At 43.9% G+C, this 21,608-nt stretch carries 17 protein-coding genes, 2 tRNA genes and 1 other RNA gene; 12 read left to right on the top strand and 8 right to left on the bottom strand.

All coding sequences use genetic code 11. From position 1 onward, the window contains the following. Nucleotides 1-317: 317 nt before the first annotated feature. Together Q8P86_03965 and Q8P86_03960 are read left to right on the top strand one after the other, a co-directional pair. On the top strand, nucleotides 318-1,643 hold the full coding sequence (locus Q8P86_03965; protein ID MDP3996818.1) for a DNA modification methylase: 1,326 nt from the start codon (nucleotides 318-320) through the stop codon (nucleotides 1,641-1,643). A gap of 1 nt (nucleotide 1,644) precedes the next feature. Beyond that, entirely contained in the window at nucleotides 1,645-2,325 is a 681-nt protein-coding gene (locus tag Q8P86_03960; GenBank protein ID MDP3996817.1) for a hypothetical protein, read from the top strand. A gap of 19 nt (nucleotides 2,326-2,344) precedes the next feature. Here the strand turns inward: Q8P86_03960 and Q8P86_03955 are convergent, their stop codons facing one another. After that, nucleotides 2,345-3,214: a thermonuclease family protein gene (locus tag Q8P86_03955; protein MDP3996816.1), complete on the bottom strand. Its 870-nt coding sequence runs from the start codon at nucleotides 3,212-3,214 to the stop codon at nucleotides 2,345-2,347. 358 nt (nucleotides 3,215-3,572) lie between these two features. On the opposite strand from Q8P86_03955, the gene Q8P86_03950 reads away from it, so the two are divergent. Beyond that, the gene (locus Q8P86_03950) at nucleotides 3,573-4,889 is read left to right on the top strand and encodes a DNA methyltransferase (protein MDP3996815.1); all 1,317 of its coding nucleotides are present in this window, start codon (nucleotides 3,573-3,575) and stop codon (nucleotides 4,887-4,889) included. On the opposite strand, the gene Q8P86_03945 is transcribed toward Q8P86_03950, so the two are convergent. Then, nucleotides 4,890-7,454, bottom strand: a complete 2,565-nt coding sequence (locus tag Q8P86_03945) for a hypothetical protein (GenBank protein MDP3996814.1) — start codon at nucleotides 7,452-7,454, stop codon at nucleotides 4,890-4,892. Nucleotides 7,455-7,458: 4 nt separating this feature from the next. Continuing rightward, complete coding sequence (locus tag Q8P86_03940) at nucleotides 7,459-7,692, bottom strand: hypothetical protein (protein ID MDP3996813.1); 234 nt, start codon at nucleotides 7,690-7,692, stop codon at nucleotides 7,459-7,461. A gap of 180 nt (nucleotides 7,693-7,872) precedes the next feature. Between Q8P86_03940 and Q8P86_03935 the strand changes: the two genes are divergently transcribed. Both Q8P86_03935 and Q8P86_03930 read left to right on the top strand, forming a co-directional pair. After that, a complete protein-coding gene (locus Q8P86_03935) occupies nucleotides 7,873-9,207 on the top strand; it encodes a recombinase family protein (GenBank protein MDP3996812.1) in 1,335 nt (444 codons plus the stop codon). Between the two features lie 63 nt (nucleotides 9,208-9,270). Beyond that, on the top strand, nucleotides 9,271-9,828 hold the full coding sequence (locus Q8P86_03930) for a zinc chelation protein SecC (protein ID MDP3996811.1): 558 nt from the start codon (nucleotides 9,271-9,273) through the stop codon (nucleotides 9,826-9,828). A gap of 78 nt (nucleotides 9,829-9,906) precedes the next feature. On the opposite strand, the gene Q8P86_03925 is transcribed toward Q8P86_03930, so the two are convergent. Continuing rightward, nucleotides 9,907-9,991: transfer RNA gene (locus tag Q8P86_03925), tRNA-Ser, on the bottom strand. A gap of 535 nt (nucleotides 9,992-10,526) precedes the next feature. Here Q8P86_03925 and Q8P86_03920 point away from each other — a divergent pair. The 3 genes from Q8P86_03920 to Q8P86_03910 all read left to right on the top strand — a co-directional run bounded on the left by Q8P86_03920 (nucleotide 10,527) and on the right by Q8P86_03910 (nucleotide 14,347). Then, entirely contained in the window at nucleotides 10,527-11,099 is a 573-nt protein-coding gene (locus Q8P86_03920; GenBank protein MDP3996810.1) for a hypothetical protein, read from the top strand. A gap of 97 nt (nucleotides 11,100-11,196) precedes the next feature. Next, nucleotides 11,197-11,553 (top strand): hypothetical protein, encoded by a 357-nt coding sequence (locus Q8P86_03915; protein ID MDP3996809.1) that lies wholly within the window; start codon nucleotides 11,197-11,199, stop codon nucleotides 11,551-11,553. A gap of 130 nt (nucleotides 11,554-11,683) precedes the next feature. Continuing rightward, a complete protein-coding gene (locus tag Q8P86_03910; GenBank protein ID MDP3996808.1) occupies nucleotides 11,684-14,347 on the top strand; it encodes a GxxExxY protein in 2,664 nt (887 codons plus the stop codon). 21 nt (nucleotides 14,348-14,368) lie between these two features. Here the strand turns inward: Q8P86_03910 and Q8P86_03905 are convergent, their stop codons facing one another. The 3 genes from Q8P86_03905 to Q8P86_03895 all read right to left on the bottom strand — a co-directional run bounded on the left by Q8P86_03905 (nucleotide 14,369) and on the right by Q8P86_03895 (nucleotide 16,115). Beyond that, entirely contained in the window at nucleotides 14,369-15,346 is a 978-nt protein-coding gene (locus tag Q8P86_03905; GenBank protein ID MDP3996807.1) for a hypothetical protein, read from the bottom strand. A gap of 12 nt (nucleotides 15,347-15,358) precedes the next feature. Continuing rightward, nucleotides 15,359-15,964 carry a hypothetical protein gene (locus Q8P86_03900; protein MDP3996806.1) on the bottom strand — a complete coding sequence of 202 codons (606 nt, stop codon included), beginning with the start codon at nucleotides 15,962-15,964 and terminating at the stop codon, nucleotides 15,359-15,361. A gap of 74 nt (nucleotides 15,965-16,038) precedes the next feature. Then, nucleotides 16,039-16,115, bottom strand: a tRNA-Ile gene (locus tag Q8P86_03895). Nucleotides 16,116-16,369: 254 nt separating this feature from the next. On the opposite strand from Q8P86_03895, the gene Q8P86_03890 reads away from it, so the two are divergent. Continuing rightward, entirely contained in the window at nucleotides 16,370-17,248 is an 879-nt protein-coding gene (locus Q8P86_03890; protein MDP3996805.1) for a hypothetical protein, read from the top strand. Between the two features lie 19 nt (nucleotides 17,249-17,267). Then, the gene (locus Q8P86_03885) at nucleotides 17,268-18,392 is read left to right on the top strand and encodes a hypothetical protein (protein ID MDP3996804.1); all 1,125 of its coding nucleotides are present in this window, start codon (nucleotides 17,268-17,270) and stop codon (nucleotides 18,390-18,392) included. A 310-nt stretch (nucleotides 18,393-18,702) separates the two neighbouring features. On the opposite strand, the gene ftsH is transcribed toward Q8P86_03885, so the two are convergent. Beyond that, nucleotides 18,703-20,595 carry an ATP-dependent zinc metalloprotease FtsH gene (gene ftsH / locus Q8P86_03880; GenBank protein MDP3996803.1) on the bottom strand — a complete coding sequence of 631 codons (1,893 nt, stop codon included), beginning with the start codon at nucleotides 20,593-20,595 and terminating at the stop codon, nucleotides 18,703-18,705. A 129-nt stretch (nucleotides 20,596-20,724) separates the two neighbouring features. Here ftsH and smpB point away from each other — a divergent pair, with 129 nt between their 5' ends. Further along, nucleotides 20,725-21,162 carry an SsrA-binding protein SmpB gene (gene smpB, locus Q8P86_03875; protein MDP3996802.1) on the top strand — a complete coding sequence of 146 codons (438 nt, stop codon included), beginning with the start codon at nucleotides 20,725-20,727 and terminating at the stop codon, nucleotides 21,160-21,162. A 47-nt stretch (nucleotides 21,163-21,209) separates the two neighbouring features. Further along, nucleotides 21,210-21,608: a transfer-messenger RNA gene (gene ssrA, locus Q8P86_03870) on the top strand.

Below are 21,608 nucleotides of genomic sequence, written 5' to 3'. Positions count from 1 at the left end.
TATTTTAGCGCATTTGGGATGAGAAGAAAAAGGTTTGTGGGTCGCTAGTCCATTTTCCAAAATGCGACAAATGCGACAGTCCTTTGAGTATCCCGAAATCCATCTTGAGGTGGCTTATCCACGAGCCGGCCCCTTGCGCTCTTTTACCCGGGTCCGCTATGATTTAGATACAAAAGAATAAGTCGTCCTTACGGGAGTACCGAGGGACAAGTCTAACGGCTTGGTCTGCGTACTCTCTGTCCTTACGGAAGAACCGCGGGGCAAGCCACAAGAAAGGCTTGTCTCTTTTGCTTTATAAGCAGGTTAACCGTAAAAATATGAACGACAAAATTCATATCGTGGAAGTTCCGATCAATGAACTTCGGGGTTCAGAGTACAACCCAAGAAAGCACTCCAAGGAGCAAGCGGATCAGCTAAAAGAATCGATCCGCAGATTCGGTCTAGTCGATCCGATCATCGCTAACTCCGCAATCGAACGAAAGAGTGTTGTCATCGGCGGACACTTTCGGTTGGAAGTTTCTAAAGAGCTGGGATTCGAAACAGTACCAGTCGTGTACGTAAACATTCCTGACCTCGACAAAGAAAAGGAATTAAACGTTCGTCTTAACAAAAACACTGGAGAGTTTGATCTAGAACTTCTCGCAGAATTTGACGAAGAGTTTCTCAAAGATGTTGGTTTCAACAGCGAGGAGATAGACAACATATTTCCCACAGAAGAAAACATCGAGCAATTCGATCTCAAGAAAGAGCTTGAAAAATTGGATATCCAAACCATCACCGTTCAAAAGGGAGATATCTACGAACTCGATGGATCACGATTGCTATGTGGTGACTCAACCATCGAGGCAGACATGCTTAAGCTTATGGACGAACACAAAGCCGACATGTGCTTTACCGATCCGCCATACATCCTCGACTACCTTAAAGGAAAAACGAAGCAGAAGGACGGCGTAACAACGGGCTTTGGTGCCAAGAAAAATCGGAGGTATCTGGAAACGGATGTTCTGCCGGATAATTTCACTGAACTATGGATGGGAAATGTCCACAAGATCGCAAAAGAAAGTTTCTCGATAATCGTGTACGAGAACTGGAAAAACATTCGCACGATTTGGAGTGAGATGGAAAAGTATTGGAAGGTAAAGAACATGATTGTTTGGCATGTGCCGAATCGGAATCAGGGATTCGCGGCGAAGAATAAATTCTTCTCAAAGCATGACATCGCTATGGTCGGTGCTACCGATGATGTGTCTGTTCAAAGTATCGATGAGGACGAATTGCTTGAAAACGAGTACGAAACCGCCCTCTATGCGATATCCGGCAAACCGCATTGGGAATCATACGGACAGGGAAAGAAAATCTGCCCAACCGACTTCATCGACTACAAATCGGCAGACGAAAAGTCATCAGGCCAAGGAATTATCTTCGGTACTAAGCCGCTTGAGATTCTCATCCCGTACATCAAGGTGCTCACCAAGCGCGATGACTTGATCGTGGAGCCATTCGGCGGAAGTGGATCGACGCTTATCGCCGCCGTAAAAATGAACCGCAGGTGCTTCCTGATAGAGAAAAGCCCTACGTACGCTCAGGTCATCCTGCATCGCTGGGAAAAAGAAACCGGCAAGAAGCCACTAAAGATCAACTAGCATGATAGACCTTGAGACAAAAGAAAAGCTTCTCAAGGAGATCGAGAAAAGCGGTAACGTGTATTTATCGTGCATGAAAACTGGCATTGATAAGGCAACATTTTACCGCTGGAAAAAAGATGATAAACAATTCAACAAGAAAGCCACCGAAGCAATAAAGAGAGGAAGAGAAAACAATTGTGAACTCGCTGAGCACGCTCTGATGTTGAACGTCAAAGAAAAGAAAATGGATGCAATTAAATATGTCTTGAGCCATCAGTCTAAGATATACAGACCTAAAGACAGGAAAGTATTTCTCGTTCACTCAAACACCAAAACCAGTGACAAAGCAATTAGCGCAAAAAAGAAAGAGGATATCCGCTCATATACCACTGGGTATACAGACGCCATGAAAGAGTTTATGGAAAACGAACGAGATGTGTATGAGAAAGAGAAACACCCATCTACTGAAGAAGAGGTTGTGGATAGACTTGAGGACGTTCGTAGCGGAAAAGCTGAAGTCCCAGACGACAATCTTATGGAAGAAGCAAAAAGACACTATGCCAAAAGGAACGGAGAAGTCCTCGATGACGAAGAAAAGACTGTTAAACAAAATCTTCCGCCACCCAAAGACGAGGCTGAATCAGGCGGTCAGGTGGTGAATAAGATTGTCCTCGATCTACCCGGAGATGACGACGAGTAAAATTAGGAAAACAAAGACGTTATTGGCACTGAGGACTCAAATCCCGATCATACTTAGCGAGCAATTCTTCCAGCGTGTTGAACGACTCAAGATACTTCAGATCTTGCCAGCCATCACAAGAATCGAGGTAGTAGTACTTGGACGTACCATATGAGGAGGTGTGGTATTTGCCGGTTGTTTGAGTATCTGTATCAGAGGATACGGGGTCGGCCACGCCGTTGCAGGTGTTCGGTGACCATAATCCCTTTCCGACATTTTGCGCGGCGAGTTGGGCCACCTTGAACTCTGCCTGATACTTATACGCTTTGTCGTATGTGTACTCGTAGGCATACCCATCGGCGACCATGGCTTTGTTGAAGAACAAGCCGTCATCGCGATAGATGTAGACGAGAAGCCGTCCGTACCTGTCGCGTGTGTCCTGGGTCGGGTCGGCTTCAATGCGAACCTTCTGACCGGAGAGTAATGCTTTTGCACGGTTAGATGCTTCGGTGCCGAAACATTGTACGGGCTTCCGTGGATCAACGGTCTCTGGAGTATCGATGCCGATAAGCCGGAGCGTTTCCACTGTGCCATTCATATTTATCTTGAGCGTGTCACCGTCAACAACATCAGTGACTGCATAGTATTGAAATTGGGGCTGAGTCTGAACCGGAACAGAAGGAGGTTTCTGTGTTTGCTCGACAGCCGGTTGATGAACTTCTGTAGTTTTCTGTTCAGGTTCCGGTGTTGAAGCTATAGGTTCGTTTACCTCAACCTCTGCTGTTGTTTCTTCTTGCGCTACGATGGGTGTTTGTTGTATTGGAGTAGGTTCAGGTGATGGAGCAAAGATCCCGATAAGGATAAATAGCCCGATGACACCCCCTACGCCGTAGAGGATTTTTTTAACCATATGTTGATCGCGATTTGTTGCTAAAACTCGATGTTCAGGTACACAAAAACCCGGACACCAAGGTGAGCCTTGCGGCCCCTACCAGAGTTTCCCCTGATAACGCGATCAACGCCCCTGATGCCGGGGTTTTTACGTTGATCGCGCTTTGAGGCCATGCCGGAGCCGAAGCTGCCGGTTTAGGCCCTAGCCCCTTTCGGGGCACATATTCAATTGTACAAGTACATGATAGCAATTTTTGCTATCACTTGGAACCTTAGCTCGGATTCGAGAGGTTGCGAAGAGGGGTTATCAACTCCGATAATATACCGCCCAGAGCTCTTATTCTTTGTATTGCATCCGGAGAGGAGATATAATTGAAATGATGGCCGTCGCTACAACACAAGAGATACAGAAATTATTTTCAACACTTAAACCACGAGAGGATTGGTCTTTTCGTGACGCAGGTCGCTCGCAGACTACAGCTTTCACGCATGACTATCATCGGTATCCAGCAAAATTCATTCCACAGATTGTTCGTAAATTGATTGAAGACTATGCACCGGGCAACGCACAAGTTGTCTGCGATCCATTTGGAGGTTGTGGCACCACTCTAGTGGAAGCAAAACTCTTAGGGCATCACAGCATTGGTTTCGATATTAATCCGGTTGCAAAGCTCATCACTCAAACAAAGACTACTGCAATAAATCCTCGCACTCTCGCAAACCACAGGCAAAGATTCCTGGGGTACTACGATGTCGCACCACACGTTTCTTACCAGCACCATCCCCGCATTAACTACTGGTTCGATGAAGAGACTATTGCCGAACTCGATAAAATCTATTATGCGATTAAGAAGATTAAAAACCACAATGTTCGAAGATTTTTCCTCTGCGCTTTTTCACACAATCTAAAAAATTGCTCACGTTGGTTGATGAAAAGTATCAAGCCAACAATCGACAAGGAGAAGATAATTCCTGTCCCGAAGCAATCCTTTCTCCGGCACCTTGATTCGATGATCAGAAAGAACGATTTATTTTATGCAAGACTTGCGGAATCAGGACGTATTACTGTGCCAGCTAAAATGTATCGAAGGGATTCCACAAAGAAATTCCCAATCAATTCAGAATCCGTCGATCTTATTGTTACCTCGCCACCCTATGTCACTTCGTACGAATATGCTGACCTCCACCAGCTCTCACTTCTTTGGTTCGGAGACGATCCGAAACACTTCAAGAAATGGCATCATTTCAGTAATGATTTTATTGATTTCCGACGCACTTTCATAGGTACAAGCTCCAAGGCAAAAAAGACAGGTGATTTCAATAGCGTTATAGGCAAACAGATTGTGGATGATCTCATGCTTGTAGAGAGGCCTCTCGCAATTGATGTTGCCAATTATTTTCTCGATATGCAGAAGGTCTTTGCTGAAACACACCGTATCCTCAAAAAAGGAGGAAAGGCTTGCGTCATCATTGGCAATACTAGTCTCCGGGGTGTCGAGATATTGAACGCCCAAGTTGCAGCTGAGCAAATGCAAGCGGCTGGTTTTACAAAGGTGGATTTCATCAAACGGGAAATACCCAACAAGATGATCACACCTTGGCGCGACATAGAGAGCGGAAAATTTACAGGGATGGACAATCCGTCCAAGACGCGCGCTTACGAATTTGAGTACGTGGTTGTGATGGAGAAGTAACTAGCGAAGTAACTTCTTGATATTTTGGATAGTCATTTTTGAGGCGGCACGGATTGCCTTCTCAAACACCTCTTCACGCGGGTCCGTGGTGCTGGTGCCCCCGTTGTTATTAAGTGTCAGATCCTTGAACTCCAAAAACATCCATACTGAATTTATATAGATTTGCTTAAGAAGCACGTCCTTTGCTACCTCTCTGTCGTTAACCGATATTTTTCGTAGATCTTCGAAAGGTTTGGAATCCACGTTTATTTTAATACGCTTCAAGTCTTTCCAGGAAGGAATTCTTGCTACACAGTGTTCATCCCAGACAGGGGTATCGTTTTCCCAATTTGCCCGCTCAACTCTCTCTGGTTTAGGCAAATCTACTTGAGGGTCCGTATCGGGAGGAATGATTTCAATCGGGATTGAAATTTCAAAAACATTCTTTTTGTCTTTGATGGCAATTACAACGTCTTCAACTTTGCGAACATTGTCGTTTTTGTAACGCAACTTAATAGAAAGATCGCCTTCCCGTAGTTTTGGTTTTCCAAAATCAATATCTTCATGTGGCTGTATTATTATTGACCCTGCATCAATGACTCTTGTGAAATAGTCATCAGTCGCGTCGGTGTTGATCCTCAACCGGATTGATTCTCCGATGGGGATGCGAAGTGATTTTTTTGTTGGATTGAAAAAAGTTGGAAACTCTTTACCTATATAAGGCACTCTTTCCTTGAGCGAGAGTGTGACCGTTCCGTTCATTTCGATGGATTTTGACGGCACTCTTAGATGAAAAATCAGCGCCTCCTCTTTCGGTGCCTTAGCATCAGGATTTGGATCGACGCGGAAAGTCACCTTTCCATTTTTGTACGAAGCAAAGGCGATCTGAAAACTCTCTGATTTACCCCAATCATACTCTCCGCGATCGTCTCGACGTTCAAAAAGCTTAGAGTCTGCCCCAGTGTCAAAGGATATTTTGCAATAAGAACCCTCTTCAACTTCACGCGGGTCAGAACCCACTAGATCAAATTTCTCGGGTAGATATGTGCCCTCATATTCAGGATCAACGGGCGGTTCGTCTCCCTCGTCTTCTTTAACTGGGAAGTCGTCTCCGAGGTCGAACAGCTCTCGTAATTCAGGCTGACTCTCGATTTCTTTCATCAGTTCCTTGCGTAATGCTTCATCCTTAAACGAGTCCTCTGAAGTGAATGCTAGTCGTGCATATTCTTTGTCCAACTCCTTGAATGTCTCGTTGGCAAAAAATATCTTCAATCGTTCGAGTGCGAGTCTTGTGGTTGCATTATTCTTGAACTTTTCGCGACCAGAGTGGAGCATCTGTGCAATGGGTGGATTGATATTAGAAATATCAATAAACGCAAAAAGATAGGGGGATAGGTCGACGAGTTCGCATTCGTTCCTCAGCCACGAAAGACTTTCTGTATGCAAGACGAGTCCATCTTTAATAAAAAAGATTTTCTCGGTGGTATCGAGGTATGAACTGAGATCCGACTCGACCTCCGTTTTATGCTTAATTACAAAAACTTCAATTTCTTTTTTACCAATCTCACCAAGATCTACGGGCAGCTTTTGCGGGTATGCATCTCTGAGTATCTCTTCTTTTCTTAGAAGTTTTTCGTGCAAGCCGAAAATTGTGTAATCAATTCCGCCCTTATATTCGCGTAATTCTTTTAGATAAATTGGTAGTGGTGCATCGGGGAGTTTTTTCTCCATAAATTCGTTGAGTCCCCTAAACACAATGTTGCCGCGTTGTGGAAGTTGGTAGTCGTACAGCCGGACAAGACACCCTTCTTCGAAATCGAAATTGTCGACCTTGATGGGTTCATCTGCAGGGAAAGAGAATATGTCTTCGGTCGACTTCTCAACCAAATATTCGTATATGAATTTTTCAGAAGGATAGTCGAATCGCTTTCTAACTACAGTAAAGCCGAAATGGTCATAGTTCGCGTCTCTAACTTTATCTTCAATAGACGGAGGTCTCCTACACAAAATAAGCTGCACATAATTAAAATCGTATGTATTTGGGTTGCCGGCGAAGCCTAAAGGACTGGAACCTCCCTGGTTGTAAGTTCCGTAAACAAACGGAATTTTTTCCTTAATGTTTTGGTTCAAGCTAACGACGGTACTTTTTATGTTATTGGGTTGTTGCCCCTCACCCTTATCAATGATGGTGATTGTCGGGCGATCTTTCTTACCTTCTGCAGTTACGCGTAGCCATTCCTTTGCAAACTCCGAGCGCTTTTCACGAAGTTTATCCTTGCCACCGAAAAACCGTTCTATAGCCTCGGCCATATTTTTTGGTGCAGTATCCCGGTCACGGGGGTCTATACCTTCTTCGTAGCATCGGCGCATTAATATCGCGTCGATGGAATTCGTAACCTTTTCCATCAGGGCGTTGTCTGCATCATGCATCTGCCCATCTACGGTACCAACATTGTTCGATCGTCCACCATAAAATAACCACCCCTCCTCATCAAGTTTTTCCGCCTTGATTATCTTCTCAATCTCTTCTGAGGTCTGACATTTCAGAATATCCAGGAAGATTTGTTTATTTTTCTTGTGGTTCATGGGTTTAAAGTTTAAATTCTCGCTTCTTAGGGAAGTGGAATTTTGCCTTGATCTCCTTCACCCTCCTGTCAATCTCTGAGAAAATTTTATCGACATCTTCTTCGTCATACTCGTATGCTTGTCGATTAGAACAATTACCCAAGACCTTGAGTCGTTGAAGGACTCCATTTGTTCGGAGTGTTGCTAAGCGTTTGAATCGGTCTCTAGGGGTCTCTCCTTTTTCTGTTCCTTTACTCATATTTTTAATATATATCATACCCTTGTAAGGGATACAAGTGCTTGCATAGGATATTCGTTACTTCAACACAGATCAGTATTACCGGCTAGATTAATCAATTTCAACAAAAAAGTTACCAACTTCTTACCTACTCGGGACGCTCTAGACTCCTAGAGCGAGTTGCGTCATTCATTGGGCTGTATGAAAAACGCAACAATACAAGCGCCACAAGGGATGGTGGCCAAACAAGAAGCAATCCCCATAAGGGTTCGATACTGCCTTTATGCGAGAAAAAGTACTGAGTCAGAGGAACGGCAGGTGCTGTCTATAGACAGCCAAATTAAAGAGATGCTCCAGCTCGCTGAACGAGAGGGTCTGGAAGTAGTGACTATGAAGCGAGAGAGTCACTCGGCTAAGGAGACCGGACAACGGCCGGTGTTCAACGAGATAGTTGAGGAACTGGGAGATGGAAAGTTCAACGGCATCCTGACATGGGCACCCGACCGCATATCAAGAAACGCTGGCGACCTTGGTAAGATAGTGGACTTAATGGATGCAGGAAAGCTTCATGAAATACGCACCTATGGACAGAGTTTTAGGAATAATCCAAACGAGAAGTTCTTGCTGATGATTCTCGGAAGTCAGGCAAAACTTGAGAACGACAACCGAGGGATCAATGTTAAGCGAGGACTACGGACAAGAGTTGAGATGGGACTGTGGCCGGGAATGGCACCACTTGGGTACCTCAATCAGAAACTGATGGATCGCAAATGCCGGATTGCTATAGACCCAGAACGTGCGCCGGTCGTGAAGCAAATGTTCGAGAAAGTCGCATACGAACACTGGAGTGGTCGCAAAGTATACAACTGGTTGCGCTTCGACCTCAACTTCCATACACGCGGTAACAGACCTTTGACACTCTCTGGCGTATACCGGATGCTTCAAATGCCAATCTACTATGGACCTTTCGAGTATCCGAAAAAATCAGGACAGTGGTATCAAGGAGCACACGAACCAATCATCACCGAAGAACTCTTTAAGAAAGTGCAGGAACAACTGAAGCGCGACAAGATAGTCAGAGAAAACCGAGAGTTCGCCTTCACCAAACTCTTCACCTGCGGTATGTGTGGATCGGGCATCACAGCACAAGAGAAATACAAAGATCTCAAAGACGGTACGAACGCAAAGTACGTCTACTACTCCTGCTCGAAGGCGAGGGATCGCAACTGCAAGAACAAGTACATCCGCGAGGAAGAACTGATTGAGGAGCTGTTCAAGGTCATCGACAAAGTGAGTATCAACGAGCTGGGTATGCGGATGAAGCTTGAGGAAGAGATCAAGCGGTTCAACCGACTGCAACGACTAGCGGTCAAAGGAAAACCTAAGATGCAGATTGACGAGGATGATATTGCTACGCGCGAATATGCGAAGTATGTTCTGCGCGAGGGCACGCCACTGGAGAAGCGTGAGCTGATGGGACATCTGCGATCGAGACTCGTGCTGAACGACAAGAAGATTACGCTACTGAACGAATAGAGGTCTTTCGGATAGAAATCGCAAACCACCTTAACCGGTGGTTTTTGTTATAATTTGCACGATATGCCACCAAATCTTCCATTACCCAAAACTGCGGATGGTACGTTGCCGGAGATCATTGCACTCTGTCAGAAAGTTGCACCCGGACAGAAAGCTGTGTACTTGGAGATCGAACCTGTCGAGGAAGCTATCGTGAATGAGTGCTATGGCAATGTAGATAAGGCTATCCATAAATCTGGTGGTTCCATTCAATACGGTTGGCAGATATGGGAGACGATGCCAGACGTTATGGCAGAAGCAGAATTCCATGCGGTGTGGAAAGATACTGATGGGAATTTGCACGATGTGACCCCTAAAGAAATGCCAGGTATCACAAGGATTCTCTTTTTACCCGATCCCACGCGAAACTACTCAGGCAGGCAGATAGACAACATTCGTATCGCACTGAAGGATGATCCGCTTGTGCATTCATTCATAACAAATGCGGAGTCGTATTTCGAGGTGACCAATAGGGGTGAGCTAGCGGATTATCATGGAGAGATTGATCTAACTCCTGAGATGAAAGATTTGATGCGAAAAAACGCCGAGCTGTTTCTCGCTATTGTTCAAAAATACTATTAAATTTAAACCCGTAAGTAGCTTTGTGGGTCACATCTCGGCGTCGAGCTTGCGGGACACAAAACTAACAGGTTGTCAATGCGGTGGGAGTGAGATTCGAACTCACGAGGCCTTTCGACCTGGCGGTTTTCAAGACCGCTCGTTTAAACCGCTCACGCATCCCACCCTAACTACTAACAGTTAATCCAAAAAATTCTACCATATTAAAGGCCTTTAGGCGATAGAAACATTCGTAACCCCTCACACTCTTATTCCGAAGAGCCACGGGATTTTTAAATCCTCCGTCACATAAGAATAGGTAAGAAAATTTTCACTGCATCAAATTCGTAGCCAATATTCGTCCCACCTTGATTGTTTCTTTGTTTGAAAATTGATTTATTGAAAATTGATTGAAAATTGCCTGCCCCGTGAGAGCGAAGCGATTTTACGGGGAAAATTGCAAAATTGAAAATTCCCTCACCATTTCCCCAAATCCTCCGTCACATAAGAATGTGCCACCTCCTTTAAAAAGGAGGAATAAAGCCACTTTCTGATAGGTGTAAGGGGTTACAAACACCCTTCATCAATTCCCCATTGTGTGTTGAGTAAATTGATATATAATAGAACATAGTAACAAAGGATATAATAAGTAATGTTGAACATTCCGCGATATTATTATTCACCACGTTAGAGGTTTAGCTTCACACACCCCACAAACACCAATGAACCCAAGATACTACATTATAATAATCGTACTTATTGTCATTGTCGTCGGCGGGATTTTACTTTTCAACAACACTGACGACGGTTCGGAAACGGACGTGGATAACGAGCCGGTGGCTTGCGCCGCCGATGTCCGAGAGTGTTCAGACGGCTCGTTTGTATCGCGTGTGGCGCCCAGCTGTCAATTCGCGTCATGCCCCACCGGATCCACCATTATAGAACCTGATTCCACCGAAAGTGGCGATAACCAGTCGTCTGAAGAAATGACCGACGCGATCACAGTCCGATACACAGGCAGTCAGTTTTCGCCAAAAACAGTCACAATAAAACAAGGTCAGACCGTTCTATTTATAAACGACAGCGACAGGCCGATGTGGGTGGGTTCTGATATTCACCCGACACATTCGCTTTACCCTGAAAAATCCGACTCCGACTGTCTTGGAAGTTCGTTTGACCAATGCGGTTCCGGCGGACGCGGCACCGAATATGAATTTACTTTTGAAAGAACGGGCGTATGGGGATATCACAATCACGTAGCGCCGGGACATACGGGGACTATTACCGTTCAATAGGAATTGAACGGAATTCCTAATTCACCTAATTGCCTAATTAACCTAATAAAATTCTAAATTAAAAATTTCCAATTAGAGATAAATAAGACAACTATCCATGGATTTAAAAAGAGAAAAAATCGCTATGCTTTTTCTTCGCTTAGGCGTTGCTTTTTCTTTTACATACGCGGCAATTTCAGGTTTTCTGAATCCTATCGATTGGGTCGGTTTTTTTCCCGCCTTTATGCTGGACTATATCCCCGGCCCCACACTTCTCATAATCTGGGGTGTTATTGAAATTATTTTGGCGATTTGGATACTTTTTGGCAGGAAAATTTTCATTCCTTCGGTTATCGCTTCGCTCTCTCTTGCCGGTCTTATATTTTGGAACTGGGGAGCGCTAGACATCATATTCCGCGATGTTACCATTTTAATGACGACTTTGGCTTTGGTTGTTTTTAGTTACAGGAAATAGTAGGCGGAGATTTGAAATTTACGAATTTTGGCAGACGCCGTATAAAAAGGCCGGAGGCATTGTCTTTGGCGTTTTTTGGTTTAGTTCGGCTCATTTGTGAGTTCCGGAAATCTCACATACAATAGACCGCATGGATAGTAACCACCTCATAGAAGAAACATTTCGCCTTCTGGAACCGCAGAAAAAAGCATTGAAAAAACTCGGCCTCACGACCATCCGTGATTTGCTTTACCACTTCCCCGTCCGGTACGGAGACGTGTCGGAAATGAAAAATATCGGTTCTCTTTCCGCCGGAGAAACGGCGGTGGTTTTCGGGCGAATTGGAAACTTGAAAACTAGCAAGGCCTACCGTAAAAAAATCCCGATGGCCGAGGCCCGAGTTGAAGACGAAACGGGAAATATAAAAGTGATTTGGTTTAACCAGCCATATATTGCCAAAATGATTCTTGAGGGCTCGCTTGTTCGCATAGAGGGTAAAATCTCGCAAAGACGTCCTTCTCCCCATTCAGCGAACTATACACCGAGCGCTACACCCATTTTGTATTTTAGCAATCCAAAGATTGAAAAGGTGGACAAAATACCGACAGGCGTGGGGGATTCTCTTTTTGGTAAAAGTGCGAAAGACGAGCACACCTTGTATCCGGTTTATCCGGAATCACGAGGCATCACTTCAAATTGGTTTTATCACGCCATCTCCAAAGTGTTTAAATCAGGAATTTTAGATAAACTTTCCGACCCTTTGCCCGAGGAGATTTTGAAAAAATACAATTTGCCCTCATTTAAAACATCTCTCCTCTGGATACATGCCCCGAAAAACCAAAATGACGCGTTGGCCGCCAGAAAACGATTTGCTTTTGAAGAAGTTTTTTTGATACAGCTTGAAAGGCAGAAAGTTAAAAAAGAGTATCGGAAAAATCCGGCATTCGTTATTGAACCGGAGGAACGACACGTGGAAGAGTTTATAAAACGTTTTTCTTTTGAAGCGACAGAAGCCCAAAGAGGCGCCATTAAAACAATTCTGGACGATTTTAAAAAAGGCCACGCGATGTCTCGTCTTTTGGAAGGAGATGTCGGAAGCGGTAAAACGGCCGTGGCGGCTACGACCGCTTTTGCCGCCGTTACCACCCGACCCAAATCCCAGGACTTTGGAACATTGCAAGTGGCATATATGTGTCCCACCGAAATACTGGCAAAACAGCAGTTTGAAAACTTTATTCAATATTTCGCTTATCTTGGCGTAAACATAGGGCTCATAACAGGCGAAAAATGCCGAAAATTCCCTTCTAAAGTGAACCCCAAAGGATGGACGGATATTTCAAGAGCGCAACTTTTAAAATGGGTAGAGAGTGGCGAAATAGCCGTCCTTATCGGCACTCACGCTCTTATTCAAAAAACCGTTCGTTTCAAACACCTCTCCTATGTCATCATAGACGAGCAACACAGGTTTGGAATCAACCAGCGCAAAGCGTTGGTTCGCAGATCTAATGCGGATGAAACGCGGATCAACGCAGGTGTAAGAGAAGCAGATATTCACTCCAACGGTGATTTATTATATAAAGATCTAACATATAGAATCAGAAATGCTATTTTTAAAGTAGCTAATGGACTAGGACTTGGCCATAAAGAAATTATCTATCAAAAAGCGTTGGTAGAAGAATTTGCCGAATGCGGACTGTCCTACTCAAGAGAAAAGCAAATTCCAATTTACTACAGAAACAAAAAAATGGGGGTTTATCGACCCGACTTTGTTATTGAAGATAAAATAATCTTAGAACTCAAGGCACTTCCATTTGTCGGTAATACGGAAAAGAAACAATTATGGGGATACCTGAAGGGATCTGAATACAGATTAGCTTTATTGGTAAACTTTAGCCCGAAAAAAGTAGATATTCAGAGAATTATATATGAATCTGCAAGAAAATCTGCGTTTCATCCGCGAGAATCTGCGTGCCATCCGCATTTGCTGACGATGACGGCCACCCCTATCCCGCGCACGTTGGCCTTAACTATTTTCGGCGACCTTGACCTGACTTTAATTGACCAGATGCCACTGGGCCGAAAACCGATTATGACCGAGATGGTTTTGCCGAGCGGACGCGATAAAACTTACGAAAAAATTCGCGAAGAATTGAAAAACGGAAGGCAGGTTTATGTAATATGTCCTCGGATTGACGAACCCGACCCGACAAAAGAGATGGCTGTGCAAGCTAAATCAGCAAAAGCGGAAGCCAAACGGCTCAAGGAAAAAGTTTTTAAAGAATATGAAGTCGGCGTACTCCACAGCAAGATGCTACCGAAAGAAAAAGAGGAAGTTATGAAAGATTTTGCCGAAGGTAAAACGCATATTTTAGTGGCGACATCCGTGGTGGAGGTGGGAGTGAATGTTCCAAACGCCACCGTCATTGTTATTGAAGGGGCGGAACGTTTCGGTCTCGCCCAATTGCATCAGTTACGCGGACGAGTCATAAGAAGCAACCATCAAGCGCGCTGTTTTGTGTTTACGGAAAGCTCAAGTTCTAAAACCTTGGCTCGGCTTCGGGCCTTGAAAACAGCTAAAAACGGCTTTGAACTGGCCGAGGAGGATTTGAAAATTCGCGGTCCCGGCGAGCTCTCCGGCGTAAAACAGTGGGGCATTACGGATATCGGCATGGAAGCTCTTAAAAATATCAAAATGGTGGAAGCGGCGCGCGCCGAGGCGGCGCGACTTCTTGATGACGATGAGACGCTCTCAAGCTACCCACTGCTTAAATCACACCTTGCCTCCCGCGAAAAATCGGAAATTCATTTTGAGTAGGGCGGATAGCAGTAACGAAATTTAAGTATTGATATACCTCTTGTTGATAGCAACCGAAGCGTATCCGAGTCCAATGAACACGAAACCAAGCATCACGAGAGAAATCGGCCATCCTAAAGAGTCCGCAAAATACTCACCCGTGATATACGAAACGTGCGCGATGAGAAAAAGAGTGCTCATGATGAGAACGATACGGCTTTTCATATACACCGACAGAAACAGACCGCAAAGCACAATCAAGAAATAGAGCAATTGCCACGGCAAAGAATTGAAAACTTGCGAGAACGCGGCGGCGAGAAATCCACCGCTACCAAAGAAACAGAGAACTCCGATAAGATTTTTGTTCCAACTTTCACGGAAAGAGTGAGCGAGCAATAGATAGCTCGCGCCCACCACCATCGTCAAGTAAGCATATAAATCTTCATGCATATAGGAAGGACCTTCAACGATTGCCTCAACAATGAGATAAATAAATGCCGTGCCGTTTGCAATAGCGAAAAAAGTTAGAACCGGGTGTTTATGAACCGAGTTTAGCAATAAATAGAACGCAAAAATAACTCCAAATGTAATAGTGACAGGCCACAAAGATACGAAACCTATTCCAAGTTCGTGGAGCGTAACAAGAACACCGCTCGGAATGAGCATACCGCCGATAAAATGGAAAATCGGGCCTATATTGTCATCCGGTTTTTGATTCAACAGTACTGAACCTATTGCGGTAAACAGCAAACCGAGACCCAAAGTTACCGCTATTCTGCCAAATGAACCGACATCTTCCCAAATTTGAGCGACAAAAATGACAATGCCGATTATTACTATCGCCGCGCCCAAAACATACAACATTTTCGTTACGGAAAAAGTAGACAGTTTTTTCGTTCCTTCTCCACTTGCCTCTCGTGTCGCGGGCGCCAAGTTAAGTCGGCTGATTATTTCATCGCCACTGATTTCCCCGCTTCTTACTTTGGCTGAAAGTTCTTGTAATAGTTCTTCTTTGTTCATATTTGTATCCGGTTAATTTCTACCGGGCAAAATCCACCCGATAAATTGGAAATTGTCTTGGTAATAATACCGATCACCGCGATTTATAAGATTGAGTTTGCTCCTGCTTCTTCCTTTTGTAAGGTAATAACCATACGAGGAAGAACCTCCGCCAAAAGGAAAGAAGAAATCGCCCCCGTTATTATAATAACTTGAAACCGTAACTCCATCAGGAGAAGTCAAAAGTCCGCTTAACGACAGCGTCTCTGCTTCTTCTAATGTAATTTCTCGGCTTTCGTTTTTTTCTGTGTCATGCAAAAAAATGCGGGAAGTGTAATTTACAACATCAGCAATCCCGTCTCCATCCGTGTCTTTGAGTGGGTTAGAATTAACTACAACGGGGTCAACGGCATTCGTGACAAGTTTTCCTTGAACAACAGAGTAACGTTTCTGCAGATAATCATCACAGTTATAAGGGTAGCGATTCGCTCCGAATTCGCAAGTGGAATATATAAAGTTGTAGTCGGTGGAAAGAAAGACAGAGGGCAAATAAACGCTTAAAGCCAAGACGACTATTAGCGCGACAGGCAAGGTGAAAGCCAACACTATGGCAAAATTTTTCTTTAAAAATTCTTTCATATTTTTATTATACCACAATATTTTATTCGCCAACATGGCCTCTTTTTTAAGGCGAGGTATGGACTTTTCCATTTTGGTGCGCCTGCTTGGACTCGAACCAAGGACCCCGGAGGTATAAGCTCCGTGCTCTAACCAACTGAGCTACAGGCGCGTTTTACAGCATTATCATATACCAAAACAAAAAATTATAAAAGAAAAGTCGGCTCGCCTAAAGCGAATCGGCCGTAAAAAAGCGTAGCCACTAAATCCTTAACAACCGGCAGTCCTTACGTTTCAACTTGGACAAGAATCGCTTTGCACGATGTTTCTGCCGGAAGAATGCAGATTAATGGCAAACAAAAAAAACTTTTGCCAATAAAAAACTAATGTACAAAACCAAATACATGGTATACACTTAATAGTTATATGACAGGGTACCAAGAGAGTCCTTTTATCATACGAGCGGCAGGCACTATGTTTGCAATCATTTTCCTTCTCTTGTTCGTCGCTTCTATACCGCTTGTGTTTTGGGGAGTTCTTTTCGTCCCTTTGTTGGGGCTATTTGGTTTTTTTCTTTCTTTTTTTATAAAAAAAGGCAATAAGCATATTACTTCTTTGGGGTTAGCGATCTTTCTTATCTTGTTTTTGCTGTTATTGACGCAATCGTATATTGAATTTAGGTTAGGAATGCATCTTCCTGTATATCACGGTATCTCTGTTTTCCAGTGGTTAGTTATTATTTCATTTTCAGCTGAAATCGTCTTGCTGTGGCTTTCTCTGCGATTGCTGAACCGACAGCCAGAATTCATTCAATCACACACTCCAAAGATTGGTTTATTTGTATTATCCCTAATCGGTATCGGGTTAATAGTTCTTTCTACTGTGTTAAATCCATATATACATGAATATATACGACACGATTACGCGGATTACAAAATATATGCGGAAATAGAACGTAACATACGAAAGAATCCCGAAGGAATCACAGTCCTTTATTTAGATGGTACCGGCAAGAGCATATCGAGTCCGCGAATTAGAAATCTGTTTTTTGAAAGGATTTCCAAATTCAACAATTTACGGGAGTTAAACATCGGCGGACTTAAGCTGACTTCTTTTCCCGTAGGTATTGGCGAACTTAGTAGCTTGGAAACATTAAATATTGCCGGTAATCAAATAACCTCGGTGCCAAATGAGATAGGAAAACTGGAAAATCTGAAAACGATTGTTATCACCGACAACCCCTTATCCAACGCGGAAATTATGCAAATTCAACAAATGCTTCCTCATACCGAAGTTATTTATTAACTAGGGTTTCTTTCAACTTATGAAACTTGTTTTTTTAACACTTGGTTTGTATTCTCTCGCTATATTATCTCTTCTGTTTTCTGGGACATTGGGGATCGTGGGCTTAATTGTCTATATCTTTATTGCACAAGCCGTTATCTACCGCGAAGCAAAGACAGTTGCTATCCCTTCAGAAAATCCTATGTTTGTAAATTCATACATAGGTATTCTTTCAGGTTTGGTTTTCAGCGTATTTTACGGTATGTGGTTTTTATTAGAAAAATACCGTTTTCGCGACAGTTTCTTTGATGTTGGTGGTCTTATTTACATGTCAATTGCAATTATGGGATTGGTGGCTTTTTTATTTGCCTTTTGGAAAAATCGTCTTATTATCAAAAAAAGAATGACTATGATACAGCATGATCCAAACTCTACCGATGCAAGCGCTCGTAGAGACCGACTGTGGAAAAGGATTATGCCGGTTATCGGTATAACTATTGTTTTTTGGGGAATTGCATACGCCGGTGAAGTGACCTATTCCCTCGCAGTGAACAAAGTCCAATATGAGTACTGCGGTCATCTTTTCTCGTCTGCAACTTCTCAAGTTTTCAGTAAAGAAAGGAAAGTCCAATGTTATAAAGATGTTCGACAAGAATTAACCGATACCAACGAAATTGTAGCAGTGTGTTCCAATATGTGTAACTTTTTAAGTGACGGCAGAACATATACCTACACTTATGAATGTTCATTATCACAGTATGAATGTTTTAATGATCTCGCTCAGCAAAAGAACGATGTTTCTTTCTGTTTGGATGGCGCAATGGCTCATTCCATGAAAATGGATGATTGTGTGGTTGAACTCGCTTATGAGACAGATAATGCTGAATTGTGCCAATACTTAGACGGTGGCTCCCGTCATGACTCTACCTTGAGCGAGTGGCGAAAATACACTACAAATTTGTGGGCTCAAAATCCGATGTCAAAGCATATCTGCGAGGACAAAATGTATAAGAAATGGAAAGAACAATTGCGTTATCTTGATTCCGATATTAAAAAACAACCTCAGAATGCGACTCTATACGAACAGCGACGACAAGAAATAGAAGCTTTAATTGCAAAACTGTTTGACGGAACTGGTTTATATCAGTTTAGGATTGATAATTGACTTCGTGGTTGCGCCAGATAATTAAGAAAGACATCTTAGGTTAATTTTGAGAGTCGGGAATTAGGAATTTTATCAGAAATTAGGTGAATTATCTTGAATTACGAAATACAGTAGGCGACCCCCCCACGAGGAAAGTCACAAAAAAGTGACCTAAGCCCAGGGCAAGCGCCCTTGGAGCGGTCACTTTTTTGGGAGCTTTCCCTCGTGGGGGGGCAGGTGTTTCATAATTCACAGTGAATTACGGCTCGACTCCGCTCGCCATTTTGAGCATGTAGAGGAAGAAATTAGAAATTCCAAGAATAAGCAGAGCTTATTCTTGATGCTCAATATCCTGTTTCCTTTTAGGCATTATTCCGTGCGCTATTATTATCTTTTCGTACTCTTCTCTTTCTATCGTCTCCGTCTCTATAAGTCGCTCTGAAATGGCATCAAGGGCCGCTTTGTGTTTTGTGATGATATCTATGGCTTTTTGGCGCGCCTCGTTCATGATACGGGAAACCTCCGCGTCTATGTCGCCTCCGACTTTTTCCGAATATTCATGCGAGTTCATTCTGCCACCAAATGGGGAAAGCCCTCCCGCGCCCTCCAAAGCCACCGGCCCTATCTTTTCCGACATGCCGTATTTTGTAACCATATCGCGAGCCAAGGCGGTTGAAACCTGCAAATCATTTGAGGCGCCGGTCGTTAGGTCGTCAAAAACCATTTGTTCCGTAACATACCCTCCGAGAGACATGGCAATATCGTCCAAAAATTCTTTGCGCGATTGCAACCGCCTGTCTTCAAAAGGCAATTTCAAAGTGTAGCCGGCGGCTCGCCCACGTGAAATTATTGAAATTTTATGCACAGGGTCGGCGTAAGGCAAAACGGAAGCCACCAGAGCGTGTCCCGCTTCGTGATATGCCGTAATCTCTTTTTCTTTTTTGGAAAGCACGTGGCTCTTGCGCTCCGGACCGAGCATTACTTTTTCAATGGAGCGAATAAGGTCGTACTGGGAAATTTTGTTGCGATTTTCTCGCGCCGCCAAAATTGCCGCTTCGTTCATTAAAGAATACAAATCGGCGCCGGAAAAGCCCGGGGTACGCTCCGCGATAACCTTTAAATCAACGTCTTCGGCAAACGGTTTGCCCACCGAGTGGATTTTTAAAATCTCTCCCCTATCGTTTCTGTCCGGCAAATCCAAAACCACTCGCCTGTCAAATCGTCCCGGGCGTACGAGAGCAGGGTCTAAAACATCCGGGCGATTAGTTGCTGCCATTATGATAATTTTTTCATTCGGCTCAAAACCGTCCATTTCAACAAGTATCTGATTGAGGGTCTGCTCCCTTTCATCGTTGCCTCCGCCCACTCCCGTGCCACGGACGCGCCCCACCGCATCTATTTCGTCTATGAATATAATGGCTGGGGCCGCCTTCTTGGCCATCTGGAATAAATCCCGGACCCGCGAAGCGCCGACACCCACAAACATCTCCACAAATTCCGAACCGGAAATTGAGAAAAAAGCCACGCCCGCCTCGCCCGCCACGCCTCTTGCCAAAAGCGTTTTTCCGGTTCCCGCGGGACCCATAAGCAACACACCCTTGGGGATACGCGCGCCTATTTCCAAAAACTTTTTAGGATTTTTCAGAAAATCCACTATTTCTTTGAGTTCCTCTTTGGCCTCTTTATTACCGGCGATGTCTTTGAATTTAATCTGCTGTTTTTTGTCATGCGGAAAAGTAATGCGCGCCTTGGACTGGCCGAAAGAAAAGGCCTGCATACCCGCCCCCTTGACTTGCCTTGTCAAAAACCAAATAAACAAAATGATAAAAATCAAAGGAATGAGAAACGGAGCCAACTGAAAAAACCAGAAACCCAAACCTCCGGGCCTTTTGACTTCAATGGTGACGGCAGACAACACCTCTGACTCTATGCCGTAGTTTTTAAGTGTTTCCGTGAGAGAACTTTGAACTTCTTTTTGGGACTCTTTCGTGGAGCCGTCTTTGTATTCTATATTCAGGTTCTCGCCATCAACGGAAATTTTCTCCACTTGCCCGAGAGAAATATCGCCGGCAAGCTGTGAAAGAGGAATTTCCTCAAGACCCTTGTTTCTCTCCGCGATGAAAGAGTACAAGGTCATTACAACAAGCAGAACCAAAAAACCGGTTATGAGCTGGTTGGTGAATTTTGAGTTCTTGGGAGCTTTTCTGTTGTTTTTGGCTGACATGCTTCTTGGAGATAATATCAGAATATTATGAAAAAATACAGGACTTTATGAAAATGGGAGTTTTGTAATTCAAAGTACCAAATAGTAATATTTAATGCCAAACATCGTCCTCTCTGGTATCATAAAAGAATGCTTTTGGAAAATAAAAAAGCTCGGTTTAATTATGAAATCACTGAAACGGTTGAAGCCGGAATGGAGCTCGTGGGGCAAGAGGTTAAGTCCCTGAGAGAAAAGCATGGTGTCCTTGAAGGTTCGCATGTTGTCATTCGCGGTGGCGAGGCGTTTTTGGTAGGCGCAACAATCCCTCCGTATCAGCCGAAAAACGCGCCGGATTACGACCCCGAAAGAAACAGACGGCTTCTTTTAACCAAGAAAGAAATCGCTAAGTTGTCCGAAGTTGAAAAAATAAGGGGATTGACAATAGTACCCCTAAAGGTGTATAATAAGAAGAATAAGATAAAGATAGCTATAGGAATAGCCCGCGGTAAAAAGAAGTACGACAAACGCGAAGATATGAAAAGGCGGGATACGGAAAGAGAAATAGCCAGGGACATCAAAGTTCGTTGACAATCACGATCATTCGCCTAAAGCATGCCTACGAAGGCGTGTTTTAGGGGGATGATCGGCCTAGACAATTGGAAAACCATTTGAAATCGCAAAGTAGCGCTGCGGAAACGCTTTAAAAGTCCGCAACACGATAACTGCCAAATCAGTTGTTGCAAAAGCAAAATCAATCGCTTCTCCGTATTTCGGAGGAGCGGAATTTGCTCCCGCTTACGCTTTAGCCTAAGCGGCATCGCTTCAGGTAAGGCTTCATAGCCCGAAAGCGGTGTAATCAATGAAGCTTAAAGACGCTTACCGCTTCGTCTGCGTCTTGAAATAAAAGGAGCTAAGGTTTTGGCGTATTTTGTCCGTTTAAAGCGCCGAGACCTAAAAATCAAAACGAACTAGACCTTGTAGACGTTTCAATGGATTCTTTTTGCACGGCGGTTCGATTCCGCCCATCTCCACAT

Source organism: bacterium, from assembly GCA_030699905.1.
In the GTDB taxonomy this organism is placed as follows: Bacteria; Patescibacteriota; Minisyncoccia; order Phycocordibacterales.
This window is presented reverse-complemented; position numbering and strand designations above follow the sequence as displayed.